Below are 24638 nucleotides of genomic sequence, written 5' to 3'. Positions count from 1 at the left end.
CCGCGCTCTTACTGAGCGTTGGTCGTGCTGTTCGTGACGCTGTTGCCAGCCGCGTCGGTGCCGTTGCTGATCGCGTTGCCGGTCGCTTCCGCGCCGTTCACAACCGCGTTTCCAGCATTCTCCAGCGCGCTGCCGGCTGCGTCGAGCGCGTTGCCGGTCTCGTTGGCGGCGGCGCCGGTGTCGGTGGTCGCCTCATTGGCGGTCATTTCGGTGTTGGTGTCGGCGGTTGCCGCATTGTTGGCTTCACCACCGCCGCCGCAAGCGGTCAGGCCGAGCGAGGCGGCAGCAATCAGGCTGAGAGCAATCTTCTTCACGGGCACTTCCCTCCATAGGGTGTTCGTTGTCGCTGGGCGAGGCGCCTCCCCGATCCGGGTGGGGGCTTCCAGCGGAACGAGCATCTACACGCGCCCGAGCAGTATGTCTACCCTTTTGGTAGGGAATCTTATCGCTCTCTAACGGCGTGCTTTTTTCGCGCGGCGTCGGGGTTTTTCATCGAGGCCACCACCATCATTTCCCGGCTTGTAGCCTGAGCCAGCGCCGCTGCCGTTCACCTCCGCGGCCTCGTCAAGCGCCGCTGAAAGCTCATCGAAGCCGGGCTCCGCACCTCGATTCTCCCGGTCGTCGATCTGGGCGCTGCGGCGCTGGAAGTATGCAGACCGCGCAGTCGCATAAGGATCGGCCGAGCTTTCCAGCAGGGCATCCACGCCGCCCTCGATCAGCTGCGAGCGTGTGTCGATGATGCGCGTGCCCGTGACGACGTAGCGACCCGTCTGGCTTACGCCCGCTTGCTTGAGCCCGGCTTGAGTGGGGTCGAGCGCGAACTGGACGGCAGTGCCGATCCCGTCGCGCACCGTGGAGGGCCCGAGCAGCGGAAGAACGAGATAAGGACTGTTCCTGGCGCCATGCCGGGCCAAGGTCTGCCCGAAATCCTCGGGCGTAGCCTTGAGGCCCAGGTCGGTCGCGTGGTCGGCAAGGCCGCCAACGCCGATCGTTGAATTCACCACGAACCGGCCTAGCGAGTTCACGGCGCGCTTGGGTTTGCCCTGCAGCAGGTTGTTCACGAAGTTGAACGGCTCGCCGAGGTTCGAGAAAACCCGGCTGATCCCGCGCCGGGCCGGGACCGGCGTCACGGTGCGGTACACCGTCGTCGCCGGTTTGATGGCAGCGGTGTCGACCGCGTCGTTGAGCGCCCAGACACCTCGATTGAAGCGTTCATATGGGTCACGTTGCGCCATCTCGCCGCCGGCCCGAGTGGTCGCGCAGCCGGCGAGCGGGAGCGCGACGAGAAGGGTGAGCAGCTTCTTCAATGGGCCGACTCCGCCTGAGAAAGCGGGATCCGTGCCACAGGGCCGGGGCAGCCACAAGCATGCGGGAACAGCTCGGTTGCAGGGGCTCCCCGTCCTTCCCACATCAGGACGACAATCGAGCGGAGCAATCGAGAGCATATGGAAAGCTGGCACGGGACGACAATCCTGGCGGTGCGGAAGAATGGGCAGGTCGTCGTGGCGGGGGACGGCCAGGTTTCGCTCGGCCAGACGATCATCAAGCCCAATGCGCGCAAGGTGCGCCGACTCGGCGACGGCTCGGTGATCGGCGGTTTCGCGGGCGCGACGGCCGATGCCTTCACTCTGTTCGAGCGGCTGGAGCGCAAGCTCGAGCAGCATCATGGAGCATTGATGCGCGCAGCCGTCGAGCTCGCCAAGGATTGGCGTACCGACAAATATCTGCGCAACCTGGAAGCGATGATGATCGTCGCCGACAAGGACGTGACCCTGATCCTGACCGGAAACGGCGACGTGCTTGAGCCGGCGGACGGCGTCGCCGCGATCGGCTCCGGCGGCAATTTCGCGCTCGCCGCGGCGACCGCGCTCCAAGAATACGAGCCGGATGCCGAGACGCTGGCGCGAAAGTCGATGCGCATCGCCGCTCAGGTCTGCGTCTACACCAACGAGAATTTGACGCTGGAGAAGCTGGACGCGGCGGCCTAGCCGCTGACGCTGGGGCCGCTTAAGCTGAGCGGGTGACGCCGCTTCCAACGATTAGCCGCCGGCAACTGATCGGCTCCGCGACGCTCGTCGTCGGTGGGCTCGCCCTTCCTGGCTGCACGACGACCCAGGCGGCGACGGGCCCGCGCGCGACGGGATGCCTGGCCCCGGTCCAGGTCGACGAGAGGCGCGTCATCCGCACCGTCGCCGGGCTGCGCCCCTACCGCGCGCCCGGATTCGTGGTGCGGGCCGAGCAGATCGGCGGGACCAGGCTGGTTCACAATTACGGCCATGGCGGCGCCGGGATCACCCTGAGCTGGGGCACGTCGCGGCTGGCGACGCAGCTCGGCCTGCCCGGTCATCGGGGCCCGGTGGCGGTGATCGGGGCCGGGATCATGGGGCTGACTACCGCCAGGCTGGTGCAGGAAGCCGGCTTCGCCGTCACCATCTATGCCGCCGCGCTCCCGCCGGAGACGACCTCCAACATCGCTGGTGGGCAGTGGAGCCCGTTCGGCCATTACCGCGACAGCCTGGTCACGCCCGAATGGCGCCGGCAGTTTGCGGCAGCGCTCGATTATAGCTGGCGGCGTTTCCAGATCATGGTCGGCGAGGATTATGGCGTTCGCTGGCTCCCCACTTACACGCAGGGAAATGGCGGGCCGGACCCGTCCAATCCGCTCGACCGCTACCATCCCGCTGGCCGCAACCTGACCGAAGCCGAGCACCCGTTCGGGATGAGCGGGATATCACGCTACGACACCATGTACGTCGAGACCGGTCGCTTTCTCAGCCAGCTGCTCGAGGACCTGCAGCTTGCCGGCGGCAAGGTCGTGATCCGATCCTTTGGAACGCCGGCCGAGGTCGCCGCCTTGCCCGAGCGGCTCGCCTTCAACTGCACGGGCCTCGGCTCACGCCAGCTGTTCGGCGATCAGGAGCTTCGCCCGGCCCGTGGCCAGCTCGCCATCCTGCTGCCCCAGCCGGAGATCCGCTACGCCTTCACGGGCGAGGCCGGCTACATGTTCCCGCGGCCGGACGGGATCATCCTCGGCGGCACCTTCGAGCTCGATCAATGGTCTACAGAGCCGGAGCCGGCCGCGATCCAGCGAATCCTCGCTTCGCACAAGCAGCTCTTCTCCGGCTTCCGCTGCACAGCTTGATCGCTGCCCGCCAGCATCCATCTAGGATGTGAAGTAACGATTTCGGGCACAGCACCTCACAAATGAACGACGCACTCACACCCAAGGCGGTCGTCGCCGCCCTTGACGCTCACATTATCGGCCAAAAGGACGCCAAGCGCGCCGTCGCTGTCGCGCTGCGCAACCGGTGGCGGCGGCAGCGGTTGCCGGACGAGCTTCGCGACGAGGTCACGCCCAAGAACATCCTTATGATCGGGCCGACCGGGTGCGGCAAGACGGAGATCAGCCGCCGACTCGCCAAGCTGGCCGACGCGCCGTTCGTGAAGGTCGAGGCGACCAAGTTCACCGAGGTCGGCTATGTCGGCCGCGACGTCGAGCAGATCGCGCGCGACCTGGTCGAGGAAGCCGTGCGCCTGGAAAAGGAGCGTCGCCGCGTCGCGGTCAAGGACGCGGCCGAGGAGGCGGCGATGGACCGGCTGCTCGACGCCCTGACCGGCAAGGGCGCCAGCGAGGCGACCCGCGAAAGCTTCAAGCGCCGCTTCCATGACGGCCATCTTGACGGGAGCGAGGTCGAGATCGACGTCAGCGACGCCCCGGCCGCGCCGTTCGAGATCCCCGGAATGGGCGGCCAGGTCGGCATGATCAATTTGAGCGACATGATGGCGAAGGCGATGGGCGGCCCGCCCAAGAAACGCCGCCGCCTCAAGGTGCGCGAGGCCTGGACCAAGCTGGTCGAGGAGGAAGCCGACAAGCGCCTCGACAATGATGACGTCAACCGCACCGCGCTTGCAGATGCGGAGGCGAACGGCATCGTGTTCCTGGACGAAATCGACAAGATCGCGGTGTCCGACGTGCGTGGCGGGTCGGTCAGCCGCGAGGGCGTGCAGCGCGACCTGCTGCCGCTGATCGAAGGCACCACCGTCGCGACGAAATACGGGCCGATGAAGACCGACCACATCCTGTTCATCGCGTCCGGCGCCTTTCACATCGCCAAGCCGAGTGACCTGCTGCCGGAGCTACAGGGCCGTCTGCCGATCCGGGTCGAACTGAAGGCGCTCACCGAGGAGGACTTCGTCCGCATCCTGTCCGAGACCCAGGCGAGCCTCACCGAGCAATATCGGGCGCTGATCGGGACCGAAGGGGTCGATGTGAGCTTCACCGAGGACGGCATCCGCGCCCTCGCCCGCATTGCCGCCGAGGTGAACGGCCAGCTCGAGAATATCGGCGCGCGGCGGCTTCAGACGGTGATGGAGAAGCTGCTGGAGGAGATCAGCTTCGAGGCGGAAGAGCGCCGCGGCGAGCGGCTGGTGGTCGACGCTCCCTATGTCGAGCAGCAGCTCGCGAGCATCGCGCGCAACACCGATCTTTCGAAATACATTCTCTGATCTCCCTCTCCCCGAGGGGAGAGGGAGGAGTGCCTCAGTGATCTCGGCCCATTTTGGTGCTGACGCCGCCGGCGTTCCCGCCATCATTGTCGGTATCGCCTTCGAAGGTGTTGTCGCCTTCGATCAACTCGGCGTCGTCGCTGCGGGTCATTGCGAACAGCCCTTTCGAGGAGCCGATGCCGGGATTGCGCTCCAGGTCGTCAGGCAGGTCGACGGGGGTTTCGTCGGGTCGGAAGTGCTTGTTGCTCATCGCATTCTCCTTCGGCCGGACAACGAAGCATGAGTCGCAATGTTCGGCCCGCACGTCGCGGCAGAGCAACCGCGCGTCGCGCGCGGCCGCTTGCAGCCGCCGCTCGACGCATGTTATGTTGTGACATGACCTGAGGAGGATGCGATGCGCCGACTAGCCGTTCCGAATCACTATTCCGTCCCCAACGACGCGCCGATCGTCGATCTGAATACGACCCCGTTGATCGACGTGATGCTGGTGTTGCTGATCATGTTCATCATCACCGTCCCGATAGCAACGCACAAGGTTGCGCTGGACCTGCCCGCGCCGGACGGCATCCCGAGCAAGCCCCCGGTCATCCACCGGCTCAACCAGGACGCTGCCGGTCGGCTCGCCTTTGACGGCCGGTCGATCAGCGAGGCGGAGCTCCCCGCCCGTCTCGCGGCTCTGAAGGCGGATCCCGCCGCCGAGCTGCACTTCCGCACGGATGCGACCACCCGTTACGAGGATTTCGACCGGGTTCTGGCGGCAGTGAAGGGCGCTGGCATCACCAAGCTGGGGCTTGTGGACAACGCGCGCTTCGCCAACTTCGACCGCTGATCCTTGTCAGGCGATCTTCGCCACAAGGATCCACAGGCAAGCAAGGCCGGTCACCAGGCCGCCGATCACCGTGATCCGTGCGGCGACGTGGATAAGCCGGGTCTGCGCATCGATCGAGGCAATATAGGCCGCCAGCAGCCTGCGTTCGTGGGCGTCGCGATCTTCAGGCAGACCTTCATCCGAGAATTCCTCGCCGATCATGATCGCGCGCACGCAAAGGAAACTGGAGGCGGCAAGTAGGATCATCCCGATCGCGACCATGATCGATTCCCACGGCTGGCCCGGCGCGTCGAGGCTGAGCGGGGCGCCGGGCGAGGCGGTCAGCGGGTTGATCCCGGCCGTGATCAGAAGCGCGTCGAACGCCAGCAGCGCGCCGATGCGGATCGAGAGATCCAGATCCTTCTGCTGGGCGAATTGCAGATCGGCAAGAAAGGCGGCATCCGGCGCCTGGCCGCGAACCAGCTGGAATACGCGGAGCATTGTCCGGGCCGAAGCGGGGCGGCGGCGAAACGGCATGACAGGGCCTTGGCATGCTACCTCCGCTAGTGGAAGAAGCGTTTCCTGGGCTGCTGCGCGGCTGAATTGCAGAAGGAGAGGAGAATGAAGCTACTGAGCCGCCTGGGTGCAGCTGCTTTGATCCTGTGCACGACGGCCTGCGACAGCGGCGGCGGAGCTGGCGCAGCTCAGCCGACCAAGATGCGGATCGCCAACCCTTATCACGACAAGCTGCTGGGGCTGAGCGTGCTCAACCGCTCGCTCGGGCTGCGGCGCGCGGTACAGGATTCAGCTCAGGCCTGCACGCGGATCACGGCGTCGGCCTATCAGGTTCCGTACAAGGGACAGCAACTGTGGATCGCGCGCTGCGAGCCCGAGGGCGACTACGCGATCTTTATCGGGCCGAACGGCGATGCGCAGGTGCGAAGGTGCAAAGACGCCCAGACCTTGGGCTTACCCGCGTGCAAGACGGACCCGCTCGACCCCGTCCCGCGGATCACGGCCGGCTAGTCGCACTTCCTGGTTTCGCGATACTCGCCCGCGGCGCTCTGCTCCTTTAGCGTGACGCAGTCGCCGTCGCGAATTTCTTCGCGCCACGAGCCGTCGCTGTTGGTAACGCGCTTGCCACGGGGAACGCGGCGGCCGTTGACCAACTCGTAAGAGAAGTTGGCGGGAGTTTTGACTTCGGACTTGCCGCTATTGCCTTGCGCGAACGCAGGGGAGAAGCCGCCGAAGCTCCACGCCAGACCGGCCGCGACCAGAGCCGTCACGGCGAAGCCCCAATGTATCGTCCTCATGCCTCATACTCCTCAAGCCCCCATATAGGCTGAAAAGGCTTGTTTTCACACCCCGCCTCAGCGCGGCTCCGATCGCACGATCTGTTCCGAGATCCGCGCCGCGACAATCCCAAACGCGCGCACCGTCCCTTCGTTGAGGATCGTGCGGCCGTCCGGCTGGAGATAAAGCCACTGTTCCATCGTGATCGCCGGTCGTTTCAGCAGGTAACGGAGCCGCAGCGCATTGCCCCGGGCTTCGGCGCGGACCGGACCGGCGGCGTCGGACAGCGCGCCTTCGTAGCGGTTCGGGCCGACCCGGCGGAGTTGCCACGTCCTGCGCTCGACCTTGCCGTCGCCATAGCGGATCGTCTGATCGACGCGGATGGCATCGCCCTGCGCAGATCCAATCGACAACACCTCAAAGGTGCGGCTCGGCCGCCCACCGCTTGTCTGGATGACACCGCTTCCGCGCGTTTCGCCCGCGAAGAAGCGCTCGGGCCGCAATTCCGGCCGCGAGGCTGCAAAATCGGCCAGCTTCATTGGCGCCATGCAGCCGGCGAGCAGCAGCAAGGATGCCGGCAGCAGCGCACGTGCGGCGTGGATCATCCCGCTTCAACCAGCCAGACCGCTGCTTGTGCCGCTCGCTTACTGGTCCCGCTCGCCCCTAGGACCCGGGAACAGCCACGCCACCACTGCTTCTGACGCGAGTCCGACCGCCAGGCCGGCGCCGACATCGGTAGGGTAGTGCGCGCAGCGCGGGACCTGGGCGATCGAGACCAGGCCCGCGCCGGCATAGGCCGGGATTCGGTATTCGGGGAATTCCCGCGCGAAGGCTCGTGCGGTCGCTGCGGCGCCCGCGCTGTGGCCTGAGGGAAAGCTGGTTTCTTCCTTGTCGTGATTGTCGCCGGGGCGCAGGCGCGGCTCTTCGCCATCATCGAGCGAGCGCGGCCGGGTGCGGTCGACGCGGTTCTTGACGAAATTCTTGGTCGCGGTTGCAAGCTCGTGCGCAATGAGCATGCGGATGCCGGCACGGGCGAGCCGCCGGTGTCGGCCGAGCAAGCCGACCGCGATCAGCGCGGCGGAAAGCGAGCGCATTTGCGGCTGGTCGGCTATTTCGGAGATCGTGCCGGCGATACGCACAAAGCGGCTGTGCTGAACCGGCAGCACCGTCTGCGTGACGGCGGCGTCCGCCTCCTGCAAGGCCGCGGCGCCATCCTTCAACTTCTCGGTTGCATTCGTCATGCCAGTCCCAACGCCAAACTCTTGCCCCGGTGCCTGCATCAAGTGCGGGAGCATTCACCAAAACGGGAAAAGGGCGCCCCGGCCGCTTGGAAACCGGGACGCCCTTTGGGGAAGGGAGGACTATGCTTTCGCTCTTTGCGTGATGGTAAACACGCCCACCTGCCATCGGTTTCCAGTCAGGCGGCGAACCGAGCCGACTGAGCGATCAACGAGTCGAAGCTGCCGCAACGATCTCCGCCCAATCCGCCTCACCGATGATCTCGACGCCGAGATCCTGCGCTTTCTTGAGCTTGGAGCCGGCGCCCGGCCCGGCGATCACCAGATCGGTCTTGGCCGACACGGAGCCTGCAACCTTCGCGCCGAGGGCCTCGGCCTGCGCCTTGGCTTCGTCCCGCGAGATGGTCTCGAGGCTGCCGGTGAAGACCAATGTCTTGCCCGAAACACGCGATTGCACCGTTTCCACGGCGAAGGGCGGTGGCGAGACTTCGGTGAGGAGATCGTCGACCACCTCGAGATTGTGAGGCTCGGCGAAGAAATCGACCACCGCTTGCGCCACCTTCGGGCCGATCCCCTCGACCGTGACGAGCTCGGCCAGCGCCTCCGGATCGCTCGCCGCCTGGACGGCGGTGTCGCGGAGTTTGGGCAGGCTGCCGAAGCGGCTGGCGAGGTCGCGGGCGGTGACCCCGCCGACATGGCGCATGCCGAGCGCAAACAGCAGCCGGTCCAGCGGCGGGCGCCGCTTCGCCTCGATCGCTGCGAGCAGGTTGCGGATCGAGGTCTCGCCCCAGCCCTCGCGTACGCGGATCAGGTCCGCCTTGGCGTGCAGGCGGTAGATATCGGCCGGGGAGTGGACCAGGCCGTCGGCGAAGAAGTCTTCGACCGTCTTCGCGCCGAGCCCTTCGATATCGAGCGCGGCGCGGGAAACGAAGTGGCGCAGGCGTTCGACCCGCTGGGCGGGGCAGACCAGGCCGCCCGTGCAGCGAATGTCGACTTCGCCATCCTCGGCGACCGCTGCCGATCCGCAGGCGGGGCATTCGGCCGGGTAGACATAGGGCTGCAGCGCAGCATGCGCCTCCGGCGGCGTCACCACGCCGACGATCTGGGGAATGACGTCGCCGGCGCGCTGAAGCGTGACCCGGTCACCGACACGGACGTCGAGCCGCGCGATCTCGTCGGCATTGTGCAAGGTGGCGTTGGTCACGACGACGCCGCCAACCGTAACCGGCTCCAGCCGTGCGACCGGAGTCAGCTTGCCGGTGCGGCCGACCTGGATGTCGATCGCGTTGAGGGTGGTTTCGGCGCGCTGGGCGGGGAATTTGTGCGCGAGCGCCCAGCGCGGCGCCTTGGCGACCTGGCCCAGCCGCCGCTGCCAATCGAGCCGATCGACCTTGTATACCACGCCGTCGATGTCGAACGGCAAGTCGGCGCGGCGGGATTCGATCGCCTGGTAATGGGCGAGCAAAGTCTCGAGGTCGGCGAAGCGGTTGAAATCCGCTGAGATGGGCAGGCCCCAGTCCGAGATGCAGTGCATCAGCTCCAATTGCGTCTCGGCCGGCACCTCCGAAGCCTCACCCCAGCCATGCGCCAGGAACCGGAGCGGTCGCGCCGCGGTGATCGACGGGTCGAGCTGGCGAAGCGAGCCGGCCGCCGCGTTGCGTGGGTTGGCGAACACCTTGCCACCGCTGGCCGCCTGGCGTTCGTTCAAAGCCGCAAAATCGGCCTTGGACATATAGACCTCGCCGCGCACCTCGAAGACCGTCGGCGCATCGCCTCGAAGCTGCTGCGGCACGTCCGCGATCGTGCGGACATTCTCCGTGACATTCTCGCCCGTTGTACCATCGCCCCGCGTGGCGGCCTGGACCAGCCAACCGCGCTCGTAGCGAAGTGAGCAGGACAGGCCGTCGATCTTCGGCTCGGCGGTAAGCGCCAGCTCGTCCCCCGGCGGCAAACTCAAGAAACGCCGAACACGCGCGATGAATTCGGTCACATCGCTTTCGGCGAAGGCATTTTCCAGGCTGAGCATGGCCTGGGCGTGCCGCACCTTGCCGAGATGCGCGGCCGGCGCCGCTCCCACCACCCGCGACGGACTGTCCTCGCGCATCAAATGCGGGAAAGCCGCCTCGAGTTCGGCATTGCGCCGCACCAACGCGTCATAGTCCGCGTCCGAAATCTCCGGCGCGTCCTCGCCGTGGTACAGCCGATTGTGCCGCGCAATCTCTCGGGCGAGATATTCCAGTTCGGCGGCGGCATCGCTTTCGGTCACATCCCCTCTCCCGCCCGCGGGAGAGGGTTAGGGTGAGGGTCTTCTTCTTCCTTCTTCTCCCCTCCCAGAGCGTCCAACAGCACCTGGAGAACGCCATCCATGTTCTGAAGAACATCGTTGTTCCAGAACCGGATGACGCGAAACCCTTTCCGTTTCAGAGCGGCAGTTCGGCCCTCATCGGCCGCTTGGCTATGCTGTCCACCATCCACCTCGACGATCAGCTTGGATTCCACACAGCAGAAGTCCGCAACGTGAGGCCAGATCGTCCGCTGGCTCCTGAACTTATGGCCGCCCAGCCGCCGGTTCCTTAGTTCCGACCAGAGCGCACGCTCGGCGTCAGTCATGTTCCGTCTGAGTTGAGCGGCATGAGGACTGATTGTTCTTCGGACGACACCCATGCGGGCGCGATAACAAGAAGAAGACCCTCACCCAACCCTCTCCCGCGAGCGGGAGAGGGCTGAGCAACGCGCCGGCCTGCCCCTTCTCCCGCCCGCGAGAGAAGGCTGGGATGAGGGTCTTCTTCTTCTCTCTAGGCCGCCTCCAGCAGTCTCGTGGCTTGTGCGCGCGCCTCGTCGGTGACTTGCGCGCCCGACAACATGCGGGCGATTTCCTCGCGGCGGCGGGTCTCGTCGAGGCTCTGGACGCTGGTGCGGGTCACGAGGCCCTCGTGGCTCTTTTCGATCAGCAGGTGGCGGGCGCCGCGCGCGGCGACCTGCGGGCTGTGGGTGACGACCAGCAATTGGGCCTGCTCGGCGAGCCGGTGCAGGCGTTCGCCGATCGCGGAGGCGACGGCGCCGCCGACGCCACGATCGATCTCGTCGAAGATCATCGTCGTCGCCCCGCCGGCTTCCGCCAGCGCGACCTTCAGCGCCAGGATGAAGCGGGACAGCTCGCCACCGCTCGCGATCCGGATCAGCGGCGCATAGGGCGTGCCCGGATTGGTGGAGATCTCGAATTCCACCCGGTCCCAGCCGGCCTGGCTCCATTGCGGTTCCGCCAGCGGCGTCGCCACCGTCCGGAACCGCGCAGCGTCCAGCTTCAAGGGCTTGAGTTCGGCCGCAACCGCGGCGTCGAGCCGCTTGGCGGCCGCAGCGCGTGCCTTGCTCAGCGCCCTTGCCGCAGCTTCATATTCGCCGCGCGCGGCCCTGACGGCCCTCTCCAGCTCGGCAACCCGGCCGCCTCCGGCCTGCAAGGCCTGCAGCCGGCCGGCAAGCTCCTCCGCAAGCCCGGCCAAGTCGTCTGGCGCGACTTTGTGCTTGCGAGCCGCGGCGCGGATCTCGAACAGCCGCGCTTCGGCCTCCTCCAGCCGGCGCGGATCGAACGAGAGCTCCTCGATCGCGCGCGAGAGCTTGTCCTCCGCTTCCGCAGCCTCGATCACCGCACGGTCAATCGCCGCCAGAGCTTCAGCCAGCCGCTCATGCTCGGAGGCGATGCGGTCGAGGCGCCGGGCGGCCTGACGCAGCAGCGCGAGCGCACCGTCCGAGCCTTCCAGCTGATCGCCGATCGTGGCAAGTTCGCTGGCGAGCCGCTCGCCAGTCTGCATCGAGGCGCGAAGCTGTGCGAGCGCTTCTTCCTCGCCTGGCTCCGGCGCGAGCGCCGTCAACTCGGCGACCGCATGCTCCAGCCATTCGCGATCGCGCTCCGCCGCCTCCTGGTCGATCCTCGCGGCCAGGAGCTCGGAACTGGACTCCCGGAGGCGGCGCCACGCAGTTGCTGCGGGCGCGCTGTCGATCCGGCCATAGGCGTCGAGCAATGCGCGGTGGCCGCGCGGGTTGAGCAGGCCGCGATCGTCATGCTGGCCGTGGATTTCCACCAGCGACGCGCCAAGTTCGCGGAGCAGGGCCACGGAGGCGGACTGGTCGTTGACCAGGGCGCGGCTGCCGCCGTCCGCCTTGACGATGCGGCGGATGACCAGCGGCTCGCCGGGCTCGCTGTCGAGGCCGTTCTCGCGCAGCAGGGCCAGCGCGGGATGGACGGCGGGAAGATCGAAGCTGACGCTGACCACCGCCTGCGCCTGCCCCTCTCGCACCAAGCCGCTGTCCGCCCGCGCGCCGAGCGCAAGGCCAAGTGCATCGAGGAGGATCGATTTGCCCGCGCCGGTCTCGCCGGTCAGCACGCCAAGGCCCGGACCGAATTCGAGATCCAGCGTCTCGATCAGGACGACATCGCGGATTGAGAGGGCGGTCAGCATCTTCGCCGACCAATAGAGAAGAAGGAGCGGCCTTCGACAAGCTCGGGCCGAACGGAGTGGGTGAAATTCTTCCCGCCAAGCACCGTTCAGGCTGAGCCGAAGCCTGCCCTTACCTTGAAACGGCCGCCGTCCGCTGGGGCGCGGGGGCGTTGCGCTGCACGAGTTCGAAGGCGCGCTGGTACCACTCGGTGCCGGGATAATTGGCGCCGAGCACCGCCGCCGACTTGCGGGCCTCCTCGGGCACGCCGAGTGCGAGATAGGATTCGGTGAGGCGCATCAGCGCTTCGGGCGTGTGCGTGGTGGTCTGATATTCGTCGATCACGTTGCGGAAGCGCACGATCGAGGCGAGCCACTGGTTACGGCGCTGGTAGAAGCGGCCGATCTCCATCTCCTTGCCGGCGAGGTGATCGCGGACAAGATCGACCTTGAGCCGCGAATCCGCCGCGTAGCGCGTCTCCGGATAGCGGCGCACCACTTCGCCGAGGGAATCCAGCGCCTGCTTAGTAATCGATTGGTCGCGGTTCACGTCCTCGATCTGCTCGTAATAGTTCAGCGCCACCAGATAGAGCGCGTAGGGCGCATCCTTGTTGCCGGGGTGAATGGCGAGAAAGCGGCGCGCGGAATCGACCGACTTGGTGTGGTCCTTGGCGAGATAGTAGCTGAACGCGCTCATCAGCTGCGCGCGGCGCGCCCAGACCGAATAAGGGTGCTGGCGCTCGACCTCGTCGAACAGGGCCGCGGCCGTGGTATATTGGCCTTGGTCCAGCCGCCCCTTGGCTGCAGCGTAGAGCGTGTTTACGTCACGCGCCACATAGGAGGTGTCGGCGCCGGTTTTGTTGCGGCCGCCGATCCCGAGCGTGCCGCAGCCGGCAAGCGCCGTGCAGGCGGCCAGGATCAGGATCGTGGAAAGGGAGCGTGACGATTTCTGGAACATGGCGGGCTTCTTAGCTGAGGCGCGGGCTGAGGCCAAGCGCGACGGTGATAGGCCACCTGTCAATCGCAGCCCGCCTGAACCGGGCTTTAATGGCCCGGCAAGCGGCGCCTGCTAGGCGAAGCGAATGCTGCGCGTGCTGACCTTGTCGACCTTGTTCCCGAACGCGGCGCAGCCGACCCTGGGTGTGTTCGTGGAGCGGCAGACCTTGGGGCTGGCGGCGTTTCCGGATGTGGAGGTGCAGGTGGTCTCGCCGGTCGGGCTGCCACCGTGGCCGCTTTCGCTGCACCCACATTATTCGGGTCGTGCCCGGCTGGCGAATAAAGAGCCTTGGAAAGGCGTTACCGTCCACCGCCCCCGCTTTCGCGTGCTGCCCCGGATCGGGGAAGGTGCAACGGCCCGGTTGATGGCCCGTGCGTTGCTGCCGGCGCTGCGCGATTTACGCAAGAGCTTCCCGTTCGACGTGATCGACGCCGAGTTCTTCTGGCCGGACGGGCCCGCGGCGATGCACCTGTCGCGGGCGCTGGGCGTGCCCTTCTCGGTCAAGGCGCGGGGCGCCGATATTCAATACTGGGGATACCGCCGGGGCATAGCCGCTCAGATACAGGCAGCCGGAGAGGCTGCCGCGGGCTTGCTCGCCGTCAGCAAGGCTCTTAAAGGCGTGATGATCGGGCTCGGCATGCCGGACACGATCCGCGTCCACCATACCGGGGTCGAACTGGACCGCTTCCGGCCGATCGACCGGGCCGCGGCGAAGTCACGCCTCGGCGTCGCGGGGCCGCTCCTGGTAAGTGCAGGCGCCCTTATCCCGCGCAAGGGCCAGGCGATCACCATCCGCGCGCTCGAGCGGTTGCCCGGGGCAACGTTGATCCTGGTGGGGGAGGGCGCGGATCGGCCGGCGTTGGAGCGGCAGATCCGAGCAGCGGGGCTGGAGACCCGCGTACGCCTGCTCGGCAGCCGGCCGCATTCGGAACTCCCGGAGCTGCTCGGAGCCGCGGATGTAATGGTGCTTCCGTCGAGTTCGGAAGGGCTTGCCAATGTCTGGATCGAGGCGCTGGCCTGCGGGACGCCGATCGTGATCAGCGACGTTGGCGGCGCGGGGGAGGTGCTGAGTGATGAAAGCGCCGGGCGCATCGTCGCGGGTGAACCGGACGCGATTGCGGCGGCGGTGCGCGATCTGCTGGCGGCGGTGCCCGATCCGCGGGCAGTGCGCCGCTCGGCCGAGCGCTTCACCTGGGAACGCAACGCCGCCGAACTGCGGGAGCACCTGCGCGCAATTGCCGGCCCCGCCTAGCCGAGCGGCATCAGCGCCGCGACGATCCAGCGCTCCTCGGCGCGGAGCACGCCCCAGGTGCGGGCGGCGGCGCGACTGTCCATCGGCTCGATGCCGATGCCGCGCTCCTCCAGAGCTCGCACCAGAGTCCGAGGGGGGAAGGAGAGCTTGGCGCCGGTGCCCAGCAGCAGGAATTCGGGCTGGGGTTGTAGCCTCAGCAGCGGCTCGACATCCGCAATGGTGAGTTCCGCCAGCGCGGGCGGGGCCCAGGCGTCGGCCCGTTCAGGGCTGAGCAGAAGGCCGGGGTAGATGCCGCCATCGACCGAGAAACCGCGCGGGCCGACGCCCTGCACGACCGGGCCGGACGCGGGTGCGTCGCGGTCCCAGCGCGGCATCAGCTATAGCCTTCCTTGGGCGCGACCCGTTCGGCCGAGCCCGGGCCCGCATTCTTGGGCAGGAAGCTGTTTGAATCGACCTTGAGCCAGACCAGCATCGGCGCCGAGACGTAGATCGACGAATAGGTGCCGATCACCGTACCGAACAGAATGGCGGCGGTGAGCCCGAAGATCACGGGCGGCCCGAAGATCAGCAACATCAACAGCGCCAGCATGATCGACAGGCTGGTGACGATGGTGCGCGACAACGTCTCGTTGAGCGAGACATTGAGCAGGGACACGATCTCCATCTTGCGGAACTTGCGCAGGTTCTCGCGAATGCGATCGTAGATGACCACAGTGTCGTTGAGCGAATAGCCAACGATGGTGAGGATCGCGGCGACGACGTTCAGGTTGAACTCGAGCTGGGTGAGCGAGAAGAAGCCCATCACGATCACGACGTCGTGGAACAGTGTCGTGAGGGCGCCGACGCCGAACTGCCATTCGAAGCGAAACCAGATGTAGATGGCGATACCAAGGATCGCCAGCAGGATCGCCAAGCCGCCATCCCAGGCCAGTTCCTGGGAAACTTTGCCGGTGACGTTGTCGACCGCGAACTCGGTTCCCGGATAGGCTTGGTTGATCGTCGTTCGTACGCGGTTGACCACCAGGCTTGCCGCGTCGGCGCCCCCCTCGGGAGCCGCCATCCGGATCGACAGCGTGTTTGGGTTTCCGAATTCGCTGATCGAGGCGTCGCCGAGGTTCAGCGCGGCGATGCGGGCGCGGACGTCCTCGATCGGGGCGGGACGGTCGAAGCTGGCGCGAATCTGCTGGCCCCCTACGAAATCGACGCCGAGATTCAGCCCGCGCGTCGCCACCAGCGCGGTCGAGGCGAGCACCAGCAACAAGGAGATCAGCCCCGCGAGGTTGCGCCAGCGCATCCAATCGATGTTGGTGTCGTCAGGAATGAGCTTCAGCAGGCGCATCGTCGCGATTCCTTAGATGTGCAGCTCGCGCGGCCGCGCCTTGCGGACCCACAATGCCACCAGCATGCGGGTGACGTTCACGGCCGTGAACACCGATGTGATGATTCCGATCAGCAGCACCTGGCCGAATCCGCGGATCGGGCCGGAGCCGAAATAGAGCATCAGGGCTGCCGCGATCACGTTTGTGATGTTGGCATCGAAGATCGCTGTCGACGCTTCGCGGTATCCGGTTTCGATCGCGTCCAGCACCTTGCGGCCTCGTCGCTGCTCTTCCCGGATTCGTTCGTTGATCAGCACGTTCGCGTCCACGGCCGCGCCGATCGTGAGCACGAAGCCTGCAATTCCCGGCAGCGTCAGCGCGGCACCGAACACCGCCAGCAGGCCCAGGATCATGATCGCGTTCAGGGCGAGCGCAACCGTCGCGTAGACGCCGAAGCGGCCATAGGTGAGGAGCATGAACACGATCACCGCCGTGACAGCGACGATGCTGGCGATCGCGCCGAGCCGGATCGAATCCGCGCCGAGACCCGGCCCGACGGTGCGTTCCTCGATGACGCGGATCTCGACCGGAAGGTCGCCGGAGCGCAATTGCACGGCGAGGTCGTTCGCGGTCTCAACGGTGAAGCTGCCGGCGATCTGCGCCTGACCGCCGAGGATCGGCTCGTTGATGTTCGGCGCGGAGATAACGACATCGTCGAGGATGATCGCGAACGGCTTGTTGACGTTCTCGCGCGTTGTGCGTCCAAACCGGCGGCTGCCCTCGCTGTCGAAGCGGATGCTGACGGCCGGCTCGTTCGTGGTCGGATCGAAAGTCTGCTGCGCGTCAACCAACTGATCGCCGTTGACCATCGCGCGGCGCTTGACCGCAATCCGGGGGATGCCACCGGGATTGTCCGGATAGGGAAGGAACTGGCTCCCGGCCGGCGCGCGCTGCGCCTGCGGGTCGGCGGTGACGTCGACCAGCTTGAACTCCAGCCGCGCAGTCTTGCCGAGCAGCGCTTTCAGTCCTTCCGGATCCTCAAGGCCCGGCACTTCGACCAGGATACGGCGCTCGCCCTGGCGGATCACCGTGACTTCCTTGGTGCCGCTCGGATCGACGCGGTTGTAGATCACCTCGCGGGCGGTATCCATCGCGCTGTCGAGTTCCGTCTCGAGCCCGGCGGCGGTCGGCTGCATGACGATTCGGTTGCCGTCGGCGATCTGGATGTTCCAGTTCCCGCTGCCGGCCAGGCCGACTGGCTGGCTCTGGCGCGAAGCGATCGCCCTCGCCGCTTCGACCTGCGCCGGGTTGGCGATCGGGATGCTGAGGCGGCCGCCCGCGGTCGAAATCTCGCCATGTTCGATGCGGGGGCTGGCCCGGCGCAGCTCCGCTTCCATGATCTCTTCCATCCTCGCGAGCTGCTTGTTCGCGACGTCGCGGGTGTCGCCTTCCAGCAGCAGGTAGCTGCCGCCGGCGAGGTCGAGGCCGAGCGCGATCCGTGCTGAGGGAAGAAAGCCCGGCCATTTCGCCACCTGCGAAGCCGGGAAGAAGCTCGGCACGGCAAACAAGATGCCGAGCACGCACAGCAGGGTGACGCCCCACACTTTCCAACGCGGAAAATCGAGCATGATGTCAGTCGTTCGCCGGCTTCTGGCCGTGCGGACGCACGTCGGTCAGCGTACCCTTCAAGGCTTTCACGCGCACATTGGGAGCGAGCTCCACTTCCACCTCGGCTTCGTCGACGCGAGTCACCTTGCCGACCAGCCCGCCGCCGGTCACTACCACATCGTTCTTCTTGACCGCGCCGATCATCGCCTGGTGCTGCTTCGCGCGCCGCTGCTGCGGACGGATGAGCAGGAAGTAGAAGATGACGAATATGAGGACGAGCGGGAAAGTCGAAACGAGAAAGCTCGCAGTCCCGGACGGAGCCGCGGCGCCTGCTGCTTGAGCGTAAGCGGGTGATGCGAACATGCTTGACTATGGACCTGGCAGATAGGCGGCGCGTGAGCCTGCCCGAGAAGCGGGCGCGACTAACATGGTGCCGCGCCCCAAGCAAGTTAAGGGCGGTCAGGCTCGCGGGTGCAGGATGATCAGCGTTGACGTGCCGTGGGCGAGAAGCTTGCCTTCCGCGCTGGTCAGCCGGGCCTCGGCGGTCGCGATTTGCCTGCCGTGCGAGAGGACCCTGCCTTCGCAGCGGACGGCGCCGTCCTCGGCTCCGATCGCGCGGGTCATGTTGGCCTTGGTCTCGACCGTGGTGTAACCCGCGCCCGGCGGAAGCCGGGTGTGAAGCGCGCATCCCGCGGCGCTGTCGATCAGGGTCAGCGCCCAGCCGCCGTGTACGCTGCCGAGTGGGTTGAGAAGGTCCGGCCCCGGCCGCCCTTCAAAGACGGCGACGCCGTCGCCGGCCTCAATCAGGCGGAAGCCGAGCGTCCGGGCGATCGGAGGCGCGGGAAGCTCGCCCGCGATCATCTTGTCGAGGAAGTCGCGCCCGGAAAGCCCGGCGATCTCCTCAGCCGTGCAGACGCCGTATTCCATCAGGGGCCTCCAGTTTCGTTCTGCAACCAGACAAGTGGCGTGCATCCATGTCAAGGCGGCAAGCCTTGCCTTCGCGGGCGTGCGGGCCTAAACGGCGCGGCTTCGGAGCCGCCCGGCGGCGCCGATCGGTCGGGGCGTAGCGCAGCCTGGTAGCGCATCACACTGGGGGTGTGGGGGTCGCAGGTTCGAATCCTGTCGCCCCGACCACTCAAACCCCACGAAGCGGCACTTCGTGGGGCCCTTGTCAGGTGGTGGCGGTTTCCTTCTTGTTCGCCGGGGCCAGCAGCTTTCCGTACAACACACCGATTCCGATCAGGGCCACGCCGAGCCCGAGGAATGACAGGATCCGCAGCACACCTTGCAGCGCGGCGGCGTCGATCAGGAACGCTTTGAAAACGGTGAGCGTGAGCAACGCCAGCCCCGCCACCCGCAGCGCCTTTTCAGCGAGACGGACTCCGGCGAGCAGCAGGGCGATCGAGAGAAGCAGCCAGGCGGCGGAGACGAAATCCGGCGGGACGATGTCGTAGGCGCCGATCGCCGCCAGCAAAGCGGCCGTGCCGGCCAGTTCGAATGCGCCGGCGCCGGACCTCGCCGGATTCTGCGGGCGGGGCCGCATCGCCCACAGCAGAGCCAGCGCGGCGATCGCGAGTGAAAGCGCGAGGAGGCCGTACCCCGGACGGGTCAGCAAGTCCGGGCGGAGCAGTCGCAGGATCAGCAGCGGTCCGGCAAGCGCGCCGCAGGCGGTCAGTGCCGCCGCGGTCCGGCCGCTCGCAATTGCGGGCACGGAGCCGAGCGAGAACAGCAAGGTCGTGATCGCCGCTGCCCAGGGCACCAGCGGGTCGTTCCTCAGCGCCGCCTTCACGGCGAGCAGAGCCAGCGCGATCAGCAGGGCTGCCCCCGGCAGGGCGCGATGCTCGGTCCGAAGGGCGGCCAGCGGCAGACTAACGGCTGCAAGCGCGGCGAACAGCAGCCAGGCGGGGGTGCCGGCATCGCCGCGGCCGACCAGCACCGCCAATTGGACGAGGGCGACGATGGCGGGCGCCAGCAACCAGGGTCGCGGCTTCGGCCCGGAGCGCGGCAGCGACGCGGCGATTCCGAACAGGGCCGCGAAGAAGCCGGCCGCCAATGCGTCTTCCGGTCCGAGCAGGATGTAATAACCGGTCCAGGCGAAGCTCGCCGCCACGGCCGCCGCGACCAGCCAGCCCCAGCGCCGCCGGGACGCGATGAAGAAGATCGCGGCGTCGAGCAGGGTCACATAGAACAGGACCGGCAAGGCTCCGGCTTCCGGTTCGCCGACCAGCAACGGCGCCGAGAAGCCGCCGACGATGCCCAAAGCCGCGGTCGGCGCGCCGTGGCGGAGCGACAGCAGCAGGGCGGCGGCGGTGACCAGCACGATCAGCATCGCGGCCGTGCCGCTTCCGATCAGCGCGAACAGGGCGTGGCTGCCGTAGGCGGTGGCGTAAAGAACGGCGATGCCGGCGCCGACCAGCGCCTGGGCCGTGCGCGGATCGCCGGACAGGAGCCGGCCGCGCCGGGCGCCCTCGCCCGCGCCGATCAGCAGAAATCCGAGCAAAGCCGCCGCGATCATCCGTGCGCCGGGCGTGACCAGCTCGATCGAGTGGCGGATGAGGAAGACGCCGCCGGCGGCAAGCGCGACCCCGCCCGTCCAGATCAGCAGGCGTCCGGCGACGACGCGTTCGAACCAGGTGGACAGGATGGGCTGGCCGCCCTGCGGCAGCGTCGAGCTGGGTTGCTGAGCTGGTTCGGACGCGGAGCTTCCCGGATCGAGCGGGGTAGCTCTGGAAAGAGACGCCCGGAGCGAAGCCAGCTCTCGCTCCAGCCTGTTCAACCGGCCGGCCTGCCGCCGTTCCAGGACGAACAGGCCGATCAGGCCGAGGAGCAGAACGGATGCGAGGAATTCCACGCCCGCAAGGCTAGCTGCGGAGGCTCGTCATGTCACCCGCGCTCGCAATCGGCGCTGTCCTACACCGAACCGATATGGTTATCCAGAGGCGACTCGGGAAGCCTGGAAGGAGCGCGCCGTGAACGTGGACGACCTCATCGACGAAGTAATCGGCCGCGAGGGCGGCTATTCCAACCACCCGGCAGACCGCGGCGGGGCGACCCGCTGGGGCGTGACGGAGAGGGTCGCGCGGGCGCACGGCTATCGTGGCGACATGCGATCGTTCCCGCGCGACGAGGCGGTCGCGATCTACCGGCGCATCTACTGGATTCGGCCCGGGTTAGACCGCGTGGCCGAGCATGCGCCCCGCATCGCAGCCGAATTAATCGACACCGGAGTCAACATGGGACCTGACACTGCCGCCGGCTTTGTGCAGCGCGCGCTGAATGCGCTTAATCGCGGCGCGACGGATTACCCAGATATCGCCGTCGACCGGAAGATCGGGCCGCGGACGCTGGAGGCGCTGCGCGGCTTCCTCGCCCGCCGCGGCGAGCGTGGCGAAACGGTGCTGCTGAAGGCGATCGAAGCGCTTCAGGCGAACGCTACATGCGCCTGGCCGAGCAGCGGCCCGGCAACGAGGCCTTCCTTTACGGCTGGCTGGCCAACCGGCTCGGCTGATCGCGCCTTGCGCGGACACCGTGGACTTCATGAACTTCGGAGGTAAACATGGCGCTGATTGAAGCGGTGATCGGGCCGATCGCCAAACTGCTCGACAAGATCATCCCGGACCCGGAAGCGCGCGACCGGGCCAAGCTCGAGCTGATCAAGGTGCAGGGCAGCCAGGAGATGCTGGCACTCGAAACGCAGATGAAGGCGATCGTCGCGGAAGCAGGGAGCGCCGATCCGTGGACGAGCCGGGCGCGGCCGAGCTTCCTATACGTGATGTATACCTTGCTGCTGTGGTCGATCCCGATGGGCCTGATTGCGGCGGTCAATCCGGGCATCGCGCAGGGGATCGCGAAGGGCATGACCTCATATCTGAGCGGGATTCCGGAGGAACTGTATGCGCTCTTCGGGACGGGGTATCTCGGCTACACGGCGGCCCGGGCCTGGGGTAAGTCGAAGGGGGTGGAGCGGTAGCTTGCTTCCCCTCTCCCTTTGACGGGAGAGGGTTGCGCAGCCTTAGCGAGCCTCTTCGGCGAGCTTAGGACACGCTCCCGTTCGCCGGATCGGCCTCGTCGTCGCCGACGATCCGCATCTCCTTCAGCTTGCCCTTGCGGCGGAAACGCACCTGCGATCCGATCCCGGCCTGCCCCTCTGCCGGAGGCGAAGCGAGCTGCGCCGTCGCGAGCCGTGTCCGCCAGTAGCGAAGGTCGCGCTTCGCCTCGGCCAGCCGCGTCTCCTCGCCCTCGGCCGCCACCAGCGCCTCAAGTTCCGCCACCCGCGCCTCGATCTGCTTGAGCCCGGCCGGCGTCACCAGATTGGGGCCGACCGGGATCGGGATCTCGAACCGGGGCTCCTTGTGCTCCTCGTCGCTCTCCCGCCGAAACGCTACGCTCACTGCTTCTCCTTGGCCGCTCCGGGGCGGTGAAATGCCTCTACCTCGGCGGCATGGCTCCTGGGCCCTGGGATAGCAGCTTGCTCTTGGCAACGCGTCGGCAAAGAACGGTCCGCGATCAGCCCCTCACCTTCCGCGTCAAGGGGACGAAGCGGACCGGGACGATCATGCGCTCGCTGGTCCTGCCCTTTGCGTTCTTGGTGATGAGCTTCAGGCGCTGGCCGCCATCGGCGGGGCCGACCGGGATGACCATGCGCCCGCCGGGCTTGAGCTGGTCGAGCAAGGGCCGCGGGACATGCGGCGCTCCCGCGGTGACGATGATGCCGTCGAACGGGGCCTGTTCGGGCCAGCCGGCATAGCCGTCGCCATGCCGGACCTCGACATTGGCATAGCCGAGGCGCTGCAGGCGCTCCGCCGCCTGTCGCGCGAGCGGCTCCACGATCTCGATCGAATAGACGCGGGCGACCAGCGGCGAGAGTACGGCCGCCTGATAGCCCGAGCCGGTGCCGACCTCGAGAATGACATCGCCCGGGCGGGGACGCAGGAGATGGGTCATGAGCGCGACCAGGCTCGGCTGCGAGATGGTCTGATCCTCGCCGATCGGGAGCGGATAATCGGCGTAGCTTTCCGCCTGCTGGGCGGGCGGCACGAACAGATGCCGCGGCACCGAGCGGATCGCCGCCAGCACCTTGCGATCGGCTCGTTCGTCGATCGGCCGCGCATAGTCGGTGATGGACTCGGCCAGGAGCGCGCGGGCCCTGGCGAAGCGCCGCTCCTCGTCCGGCGCATCCGCGCGCTGGGCATGCGCCTGCGGCACGAGCGCTGTCGCCGTCAGCGCGATCAGGAGACGAAGAGCATGGACCGGTTTCACGATTCATCTTCCCCTCGGCTATCCGATCAGCTCTAGGGTGCGTCGGGCAGGCTCGGCTGTTCCGGCAGCTCCGTCGCCCGGCCCTGATCGGCCGAGCCCGCTTGATCGCCGCTCGGGCGCTTGCGGGCGCGAACGAGGCCATAGATCAAGGCGCCGGCCACCGCCGCCACGGCCACCTTCTTGGCGAAGCCCTCCTTGTTGTGCCGGAGTTCGGAGCGGACGCCCATTTCCGCCGGGATATTGGGCACCTTGAAGCGGCCGAGATCCTGGAGGACTCCTTCGACGACGTTGATGCGGTCGGCGCCCATCAGCATCAGCCAGTGCGTCCAGTCGGACTCGCTGAAGCGGAAGGCGGTGCGGCGGATCACGCCGCTGAGGCCGCTCGGCGGCGTCGAAGTGCCGACCACGGCCGGGCGGCGCTCATACTCGACCGATTGCAGGATCTCGACGTCGACCTGCTGCGGCGGCGGGCTTTGCCAGCCGGGGCCGGTGCGATCCTCCTCCGAGCGGTCGCGCATCGGGAAGGTGGGATCGTTCTCGGGATCGGCATCGACGCCCCAGCCGAGGATTTTGGAGGTGTCGACGGCGGGCTTGGTGATCTGGTTCATGAGCGACTCTCCGGCTCAGGCTGCATTGGGGACGAGCACGGGCTTGATGCAGCCGTCGAGCTTGGCCGAGAAGATGTGATAGGCGTCGGCGATGTCCTCGATCCCCGCGCGGTGGGTGATCAAGGCCTTGGGATTGATGCGGCCTTCCTTGACGTGCTCGATCAGGCGCGGGAGCAGGCGCTTCACCGAGGCCTGGTTGGCGCGGATGGTGAGGCCCTTGTTCAGGACATTGCCCATCGGCACCATGTTGCCGGTGGGGCCGTAGACGCCGACGATCGAGACGATTCCGCCCTTCTTGACGGAGTTGATCGCCCAGTGGAGCGGGATCGCCGAGCCTGCCTCCAGCTTCAACTTGACGCCGAACAGGGTGTGGAGCTTGCTGCCCGCGGCGTCGCCGCCGACCGCGTCGATGCAGACGTCGGCGCCAAGGCCGTCGGTCTGCTTCTTGATGAACACGGCCATGTCGTCGATTTCGCGGAAGTTGTAGACTTCCGCCGGGCCGTAATCGCGAACGAAATCGAGCCGGTAGTCGACATGGTCGATGACAATTACCCGGCCGGCGCCGAACAGCCATGAGCAGCGCGCGGCCATGATACCGACGGGGCCTGCGCCGAACACAACTACCGTGTCGCCTTGCTTGATGCCGCCCATCTCCGCGGCCTGGTAGCCGGTCGGCACGACGTCGGTCAGCAGCACCGCATCGTCCGGGTCCATCCAGTCGGGGATCATGGTCGGGCCGAAATCGGCGTAGGGGACGCGCACATATTGCGCCTGCCCGCCGTCATAGCCGCCCGCGGTGTGCGAATAGCCGTAGATCGCGCCGACCGCGGTCGCTTGCGGGTTCGACTCGTGGCAATTGCCGAACATGCCCTGCTTGCAGAAATGGCATTGGCCGCAGGCGATGTTGAACGGGACCAGGACATGATCGCCGGCCTTGAGGTTCTCGACCGCGGAGCCGACTTCCTCGACGGTGCCGCAGAATTCGTGGCCGAAGGTCATTCCGACCCGCGTGTCGGGCACCAGCCCGTGATAGAGGTGGAGGTCCGAGCCGCAGATGCACGAGCGGGTGACCCGCACCACGGCATCGCGTGGATGCTCGATCACCGGCATCGGCTTTTCTTCGGCGCGGACGCGGTACGGACCGCGGTAATTCATTGCGAGCATGGGCGTCCCTCGGCTTGTCCAGTGCCGCTAGAAGCCGGTGCAGCCGCCTTTGGTTCCAGAGCCCGCCGGGGCGTGCCTGACGAGCGTTGCCCACCAGTATGGGGAATGGAATTCGCCTAACATAGGTTCGGGGGGGGGGGGAGGGAGAAACCT

29 protein-coding genes and 1 tRNA gene are annotated in these 24638 nt (G+C 67.0%); 9 read left to right on the top strand and 21 right to left on the bottom strand.

The window, feature by feature from the left end; genetic code table 11:
• Positions 1–8 precede the first annotated feature (8 nt).
• Together VF631_RS04525 and VF631_RS04520 are read right to left on the bottom strand one after the other, a co-directional pair.
• Entirely contained in the window at positions 9–314 is a 306-nt protein-coding gene (locus VF631_RS04525) for a circumsporozoite protein (RefSeq protein WP_431849085.1), read from the bottom strand.
• A 138-nt stretch (positions 315–452) separates the two neighbouring features.
• Complete coding sequence (locus VF631_RS04520) at positions 453–1307, bottom strand: MlaA family lipoprotein (protein WP_431849084.1); 855 nt, start codon at positions 1305–1307, stop codon at positions 453–455.
• 138 nt (positions 1308–1445) lie between these two features.
• Between VF631_RS04520 and hslV the strand changes: the two genes are divergently transcribed.
• From hslV to hslU, 3 genes are all read left to right on the top strand, one after another.
• On the top strand, positions 1446–1988 hold the full coding sequence (hslV, locus tag VF631_RS04515; RefSeq protein WP_431849083.1) for an ATP-dependent protease subunit HslV: 543 nt from the start codon (positions 1446–1448) through the stop codon (positions 1986–1988).
• Between the two features lie 32 nt (positions 1989–2020).
• Positions 2021–3142, top strand: a complete 1122-nt coding sequence (locus tag VF631_RS04510; protein ID WP_431849082.1) for an FAD-dependent oxidoreductase — start codon at positions 2021–2023, stop codon at positions 3140–3142.
• 62 nt (positions 3143–3204) lie between these two features.
• The gene (gene hslU / locus VF631_RS04505) at positions 3205–4506 is read left to right on the top strand and encodes an ATP-dependent protease ATPase subunit HslU (RefSeq protein WP_431849081.1); all 1302 of its coding nucleotides are present in this window, start codon (positions 3205–3207) and stop codon (positions 4504–4506) included.
• Positions 4507–4540: 34 nt separating this feature from the next.
• On the opposite strand, the gene VF631_RS04500 is transcribed toward hslU, so the two are convergent.
• Entirely contained in the window at positions 4541–4756 is a 216-nt protein-coding gene (locus tag VF631_RS04500; protein ID WP_431849080.1) for a hypothetical protein, read from the bottom strand.
• Positions 4757–4900: 144 nt separating this feature from the next.
• On the opposite strand from VF631_RS04500, the gene VF631_RS04495 reads away from it, so the two are divergent.
• A complete protein-coding gene (locus tag VF631_RS04495; RefSeq protein ID WP_431849079.1) occupies positions 4901–5335 on the top strand; it encodes an ExbD/TolR family protein in 435 nt (144 codons plus the stop codon).
• A 6-nt stretch (positions 5336–5341) separates the two neighbouring features.
• On the opposite strand, the gene VF631_RS04490 is transcribed toward VF631_RS04495, so the two are convergent.
• Complete coding sequence (locus tag VF631_RS04490; protein WP_431849078.1) at positions 5342–5815, bottom strand: hypothetical protein; 474 nt, start codon at positions 5813–5815, stop codon at positions 5342–5344.
• A 120-nt stretch (positions 5816–5935) separates the two neighbouring features.
• On the opposite strand from VF631_RS04490, the gene VF631_RS04485 reads away from it, so the two are divergent.
• Entirely contained in the window at positions 5936–6340 is a 405-nt protein-coding gene (locus VF631_RS04485) for a hypothetical protein (protein WP_431849077.1), read from the top strand.
• On the opposite strand, the gene VF631_RS04480 is transcribed toward VF631_RS04485, so the two are convergent.
• The 7 genes from VF631_RS04480 to VF631_RS04450 form a co-directional block, all read right to left on the bottom strand.
• On the bottom strand, positions 6337–6627 hold the full coding sequence (locus tag VF631_RS04480) for a hypothetical protein (RefSeq protein WP_431849076.1): 291 nt from the start codon (positions 6625–6627) through the stop codon (positions 6337–6339). The two genes, VF631_RS04485 and VF631_RS04480, sit on opposite strands and share 4 nt — an antisense overlap.
• A 57-nt stretch (positions 6628–6684) precedes the next feature.
• Positions 6685–7212, bottom strand: coding sequence for a DUF3833 family protein (locus VF631_RS04475; RefSeq protein WP_431849075.1), 528 nt, complete (start codon positions 7210–7212; stop codon positions 6685–6687).
• 39 nt (positions 7213–7251) lie between these two features.
• Entirely contained in the window at positions 7252–7848 is a 597-nt protein-coding gene (locus tag VF631_RS04470) for a phosphatase PAP2 family protein (RefSeq protein ID WP_431849074.1), read from the bottom strand.
• A 205-nt stretch (positions 7849–8053) separates the two neighbouring features.
• Positions 8054–10111 (bottom strand): NAD-dependent DNA ligase LigA, encoded by a 2058-nt coding sequence (gene ligA, locus VF631_RS04465; protein ID WP_431849073.1) that lies wholly within the window; start codon positions 10109–10111, stop codon positions 8054–8056.
• The gene (locus VF631_RS04460; protein WP_431849072.1) at positions 10108–10455 is read right to left on the bottom strand and encodes an endonuclease domain-containing protein; all 348 of its coding nucleotides are present in this window, start codon (positions 10453–10455) and stop codon (positions 10108–10110) included. The genes ligA and VF631_RS04460 overlap by 4 nt, the downstream gene beginning before the upstream one ends.
• Before the next feature lie 185 nt (positions 10456–10640).
• Positions 10641–12302 carry a DNA repair protein RecN gene (recN, locus tag VF631_RS04455; protein WP_431849071.1) on the bottom strand — a complete coding sequence of 554 codons (1662 nt, stop codon included), beginning with the start codon at positions 12300–12302 and terminating at the stop codon, positions 10641–10643.
• Positions 12303–12411: 109 nt separating this feature from the next.
• Positions 12412–13236 (bottom strand): outer membrane protein assembly factor BamD, encoded by an 825-nt coding sequence (locus VF631_RS04450; RefSeq protein WP_431849070.1) that lies wholly within the window; start codon positions 13234–13236, stop codon positions 12412–12414.
• Between the two features lie 124 nt (positions 13237–13360).
• On the opposite strand from VF631_RS04450, the gene VF631_RS04445 reads away from it, so the two are divergent.
• Complete coding sequence (locus tag VF631_RS04445) at positions 13361–14527, top strand: glycosyltransferase (RefSeq protein WP_431849069.1); 1167 nt, start codon at positions 13361–13363, stop codon at positions 14525–14527.
• Here the strand turns inward: VF631_RS04445 and VF631_RS04440 are convergent.
• The 5 genes from VF631_RS04440 to VF631_RS04420 all read right to left on the bottom strand — a co-directional run bounded on the left by VF631_RS04440 (position 14524) and on the right by VF631_RS04420 (position 18381).
• Complete coding sequence (locus VF631_RS04440; RefSeq protein ID WP_431849068.1) at positions 14524–14901, bottom strand: Mth938-like domain-containing protein; 378 nt, start codon at positions 14899–14901, stop codon at positions 14524–14526. The genes VF631_RS04445 and VF631_RS04440 overlap by 4 nt on opposite strands.
• Complete coding sequence (secF, locus tag VF631_RS04435; protein WP_431849067.1) at positions 14901–15866, bottom strand: protein translocase subunit SecF; 966 nt, start codon at positions 15864–15866, stop codon at positions 14901–14903. The genes VF631_RS04440 and secF overlap by 1 nt, the downstream gene beginning before the upstream one ends.
• A 12-nt stretch (positions 15867–15878) precedes the next feature.
• Positions 15879–17474 carry a protein translocase subunit SecD gene (secD, locus tag VF631_RS04430; RefSeq protein ID WP_431849066.1) on the bottom strand — a complete coding sequence of 532 codons (1596 nt, stop codon included), beginning with the start codon at positions 17472–17474 and terminating at the stop codon, positions 15879–15881.
• Between the two features lie 4 nt (positions 17475–17478).
• Positions 17479–17817 (bottom strand): preprotein translocase subunit YajC, encoded by a 339-nt coding sequence (yajC, locus tag VF631_RS04425; protein ID WP_431849065.1) that lies wholly within the window; start codon positions 17815–17817, stop codon positions 17479–17481.
• 96 nt (positions 17818–17913) lie between these two features.
• Positions 17914–18381, bottom strand: coding sequence for a PaaI family thioesterase (locus VF631_RS04420; protein ID WP_431849064.1), 468 nt, complete (start codon positions 18379–18381; stop codon positions 17914–17916).
• 130 nt (positions 18382–18511) lie between these two features.
• Between VF631_RS04420 and VF631_RS04415 the strand changes: the two genes are divergently transcribed.
• Positions 18512–18588, top strand: a tRNA-Pro gene (locus tag VF631_RS04415).
• Positions 18589–18625: 37 nt separating this feature from the next.
• On the opposite strand, the gene VF631_RS04410 is transcribed toward VF631_RS04415, so the two are convergent.
• The gene (locus VF631_RS04410; protein ID WP_431849063.1) at positions 18626–20305 is read right to left on the bottom strand and encodes a DUF2339 domain-containing protein; all 1680 of its coding nucleotides are present in this window, start codon (positions 20303–20305) and stop codon (positions 18626–18628) included.
• Positions 20306–20423: 118 nt separating this feature from the next.
• Here VF631_RS04410 and VF631_RS04405 point away from each other — a divergent pair, with 118 nt between their 5' ends.
• Together VF631_RS04405 and VF631_RS04400 are read left to right on the top strand one after the other, a co-directional pair.
• Positions 20424–21008 carry a glycoside hydrolase family 108 protein gene (locus VF631_RS04405; RefSeq protein WP_431849062.1) on the top strand — a complete coding sequence of 195 codons (585 nt, stop codon included), beginning with the start codon at positions 20424–20426 and terminating at the stop codon, positions 21006–21008.
• 2 nt (positions 21009–21010) lie between these two features.
• Entirely contained in the window at positions 21011–21424 is a 414-nt protein-coding gene (locus VF631_RS04400; RefSeq protein WP_431849061.1) for a holin family protein, read from the top strand.
• 64 nt (positions 21425–21488) lie between these two features.
• Here VF631_RS04400 and VF631_RS04395 read toward each other — a convergent pair whose 3' ends face one another.
• The 4 genes from VF631_RS04395 to VF631_RS04380 form a co-directional block, all read right to left on the bottom strand.
• Positions 21489–21845 carry a GreA/GreB family elongation factor gene (locus tag VF631_RS04395; RefSeq protein WP_431849060.1) on the bottom strand — a complete coding sequence of 119 codons (357 nt, stop codon included), beginning with the start codon at positions 21843–21845 and terminating at the stop codon, positions 21489–21491.
• Positions 21846–21960: 115 nt separating this feature from the next.
• The gene (locus VF631_RS04390; protein ID WP_431849059.1) at positions 21961–22713 is read right to left on the bottom strand and encodes a protein-L-isoaspartate(D-aspartate) O-methyltransferase; all 753 of its coding nucleotides are present in this window, start codon (positions 22711–22713) and stop codon (positions 21961–21963) included.
• 32 nt (positions 22714–22745) lie between these two features.
• On the bottom strand, positions 22746–23321 hold the full coding sequence (locus VF631_RS04385) for a hypothetical protein (RefSeq protein ID WP_431849058.1): 576 nt from the start codon (positions 23319–23321) through the stop codon (positions 22746–22748).
• 15 nt (positions 23322–23336) lie between these two features.
• Positions 23337–24485, bottom strand: a complete 1149-nt coding sequence (locus tag VF631_RS04380; protein ID WP_431849057.1) for a zinc-dependent alcohol dehydrogenase — start codon at positions 24483–24485, stop codon at positions 23337–23339.
• Positions 24486–24638: the final 153 nt, after the last annotated feature.

This window comes from Allosphingosinicella sp., from assembly GCF_036387615.1.
Classification (GTDB): domain Bacteria; phylum Pseudomonadota; class Alphaproteobacteria; order Sphingomonadales; family Sphingomonadaceae; genus Allosphingosinicella.
The sequence above is the reverse complement of the archived record's forward strand: the minus strand, read 5'-3'. Positions and strand labels throughout refer to the sequence as shown.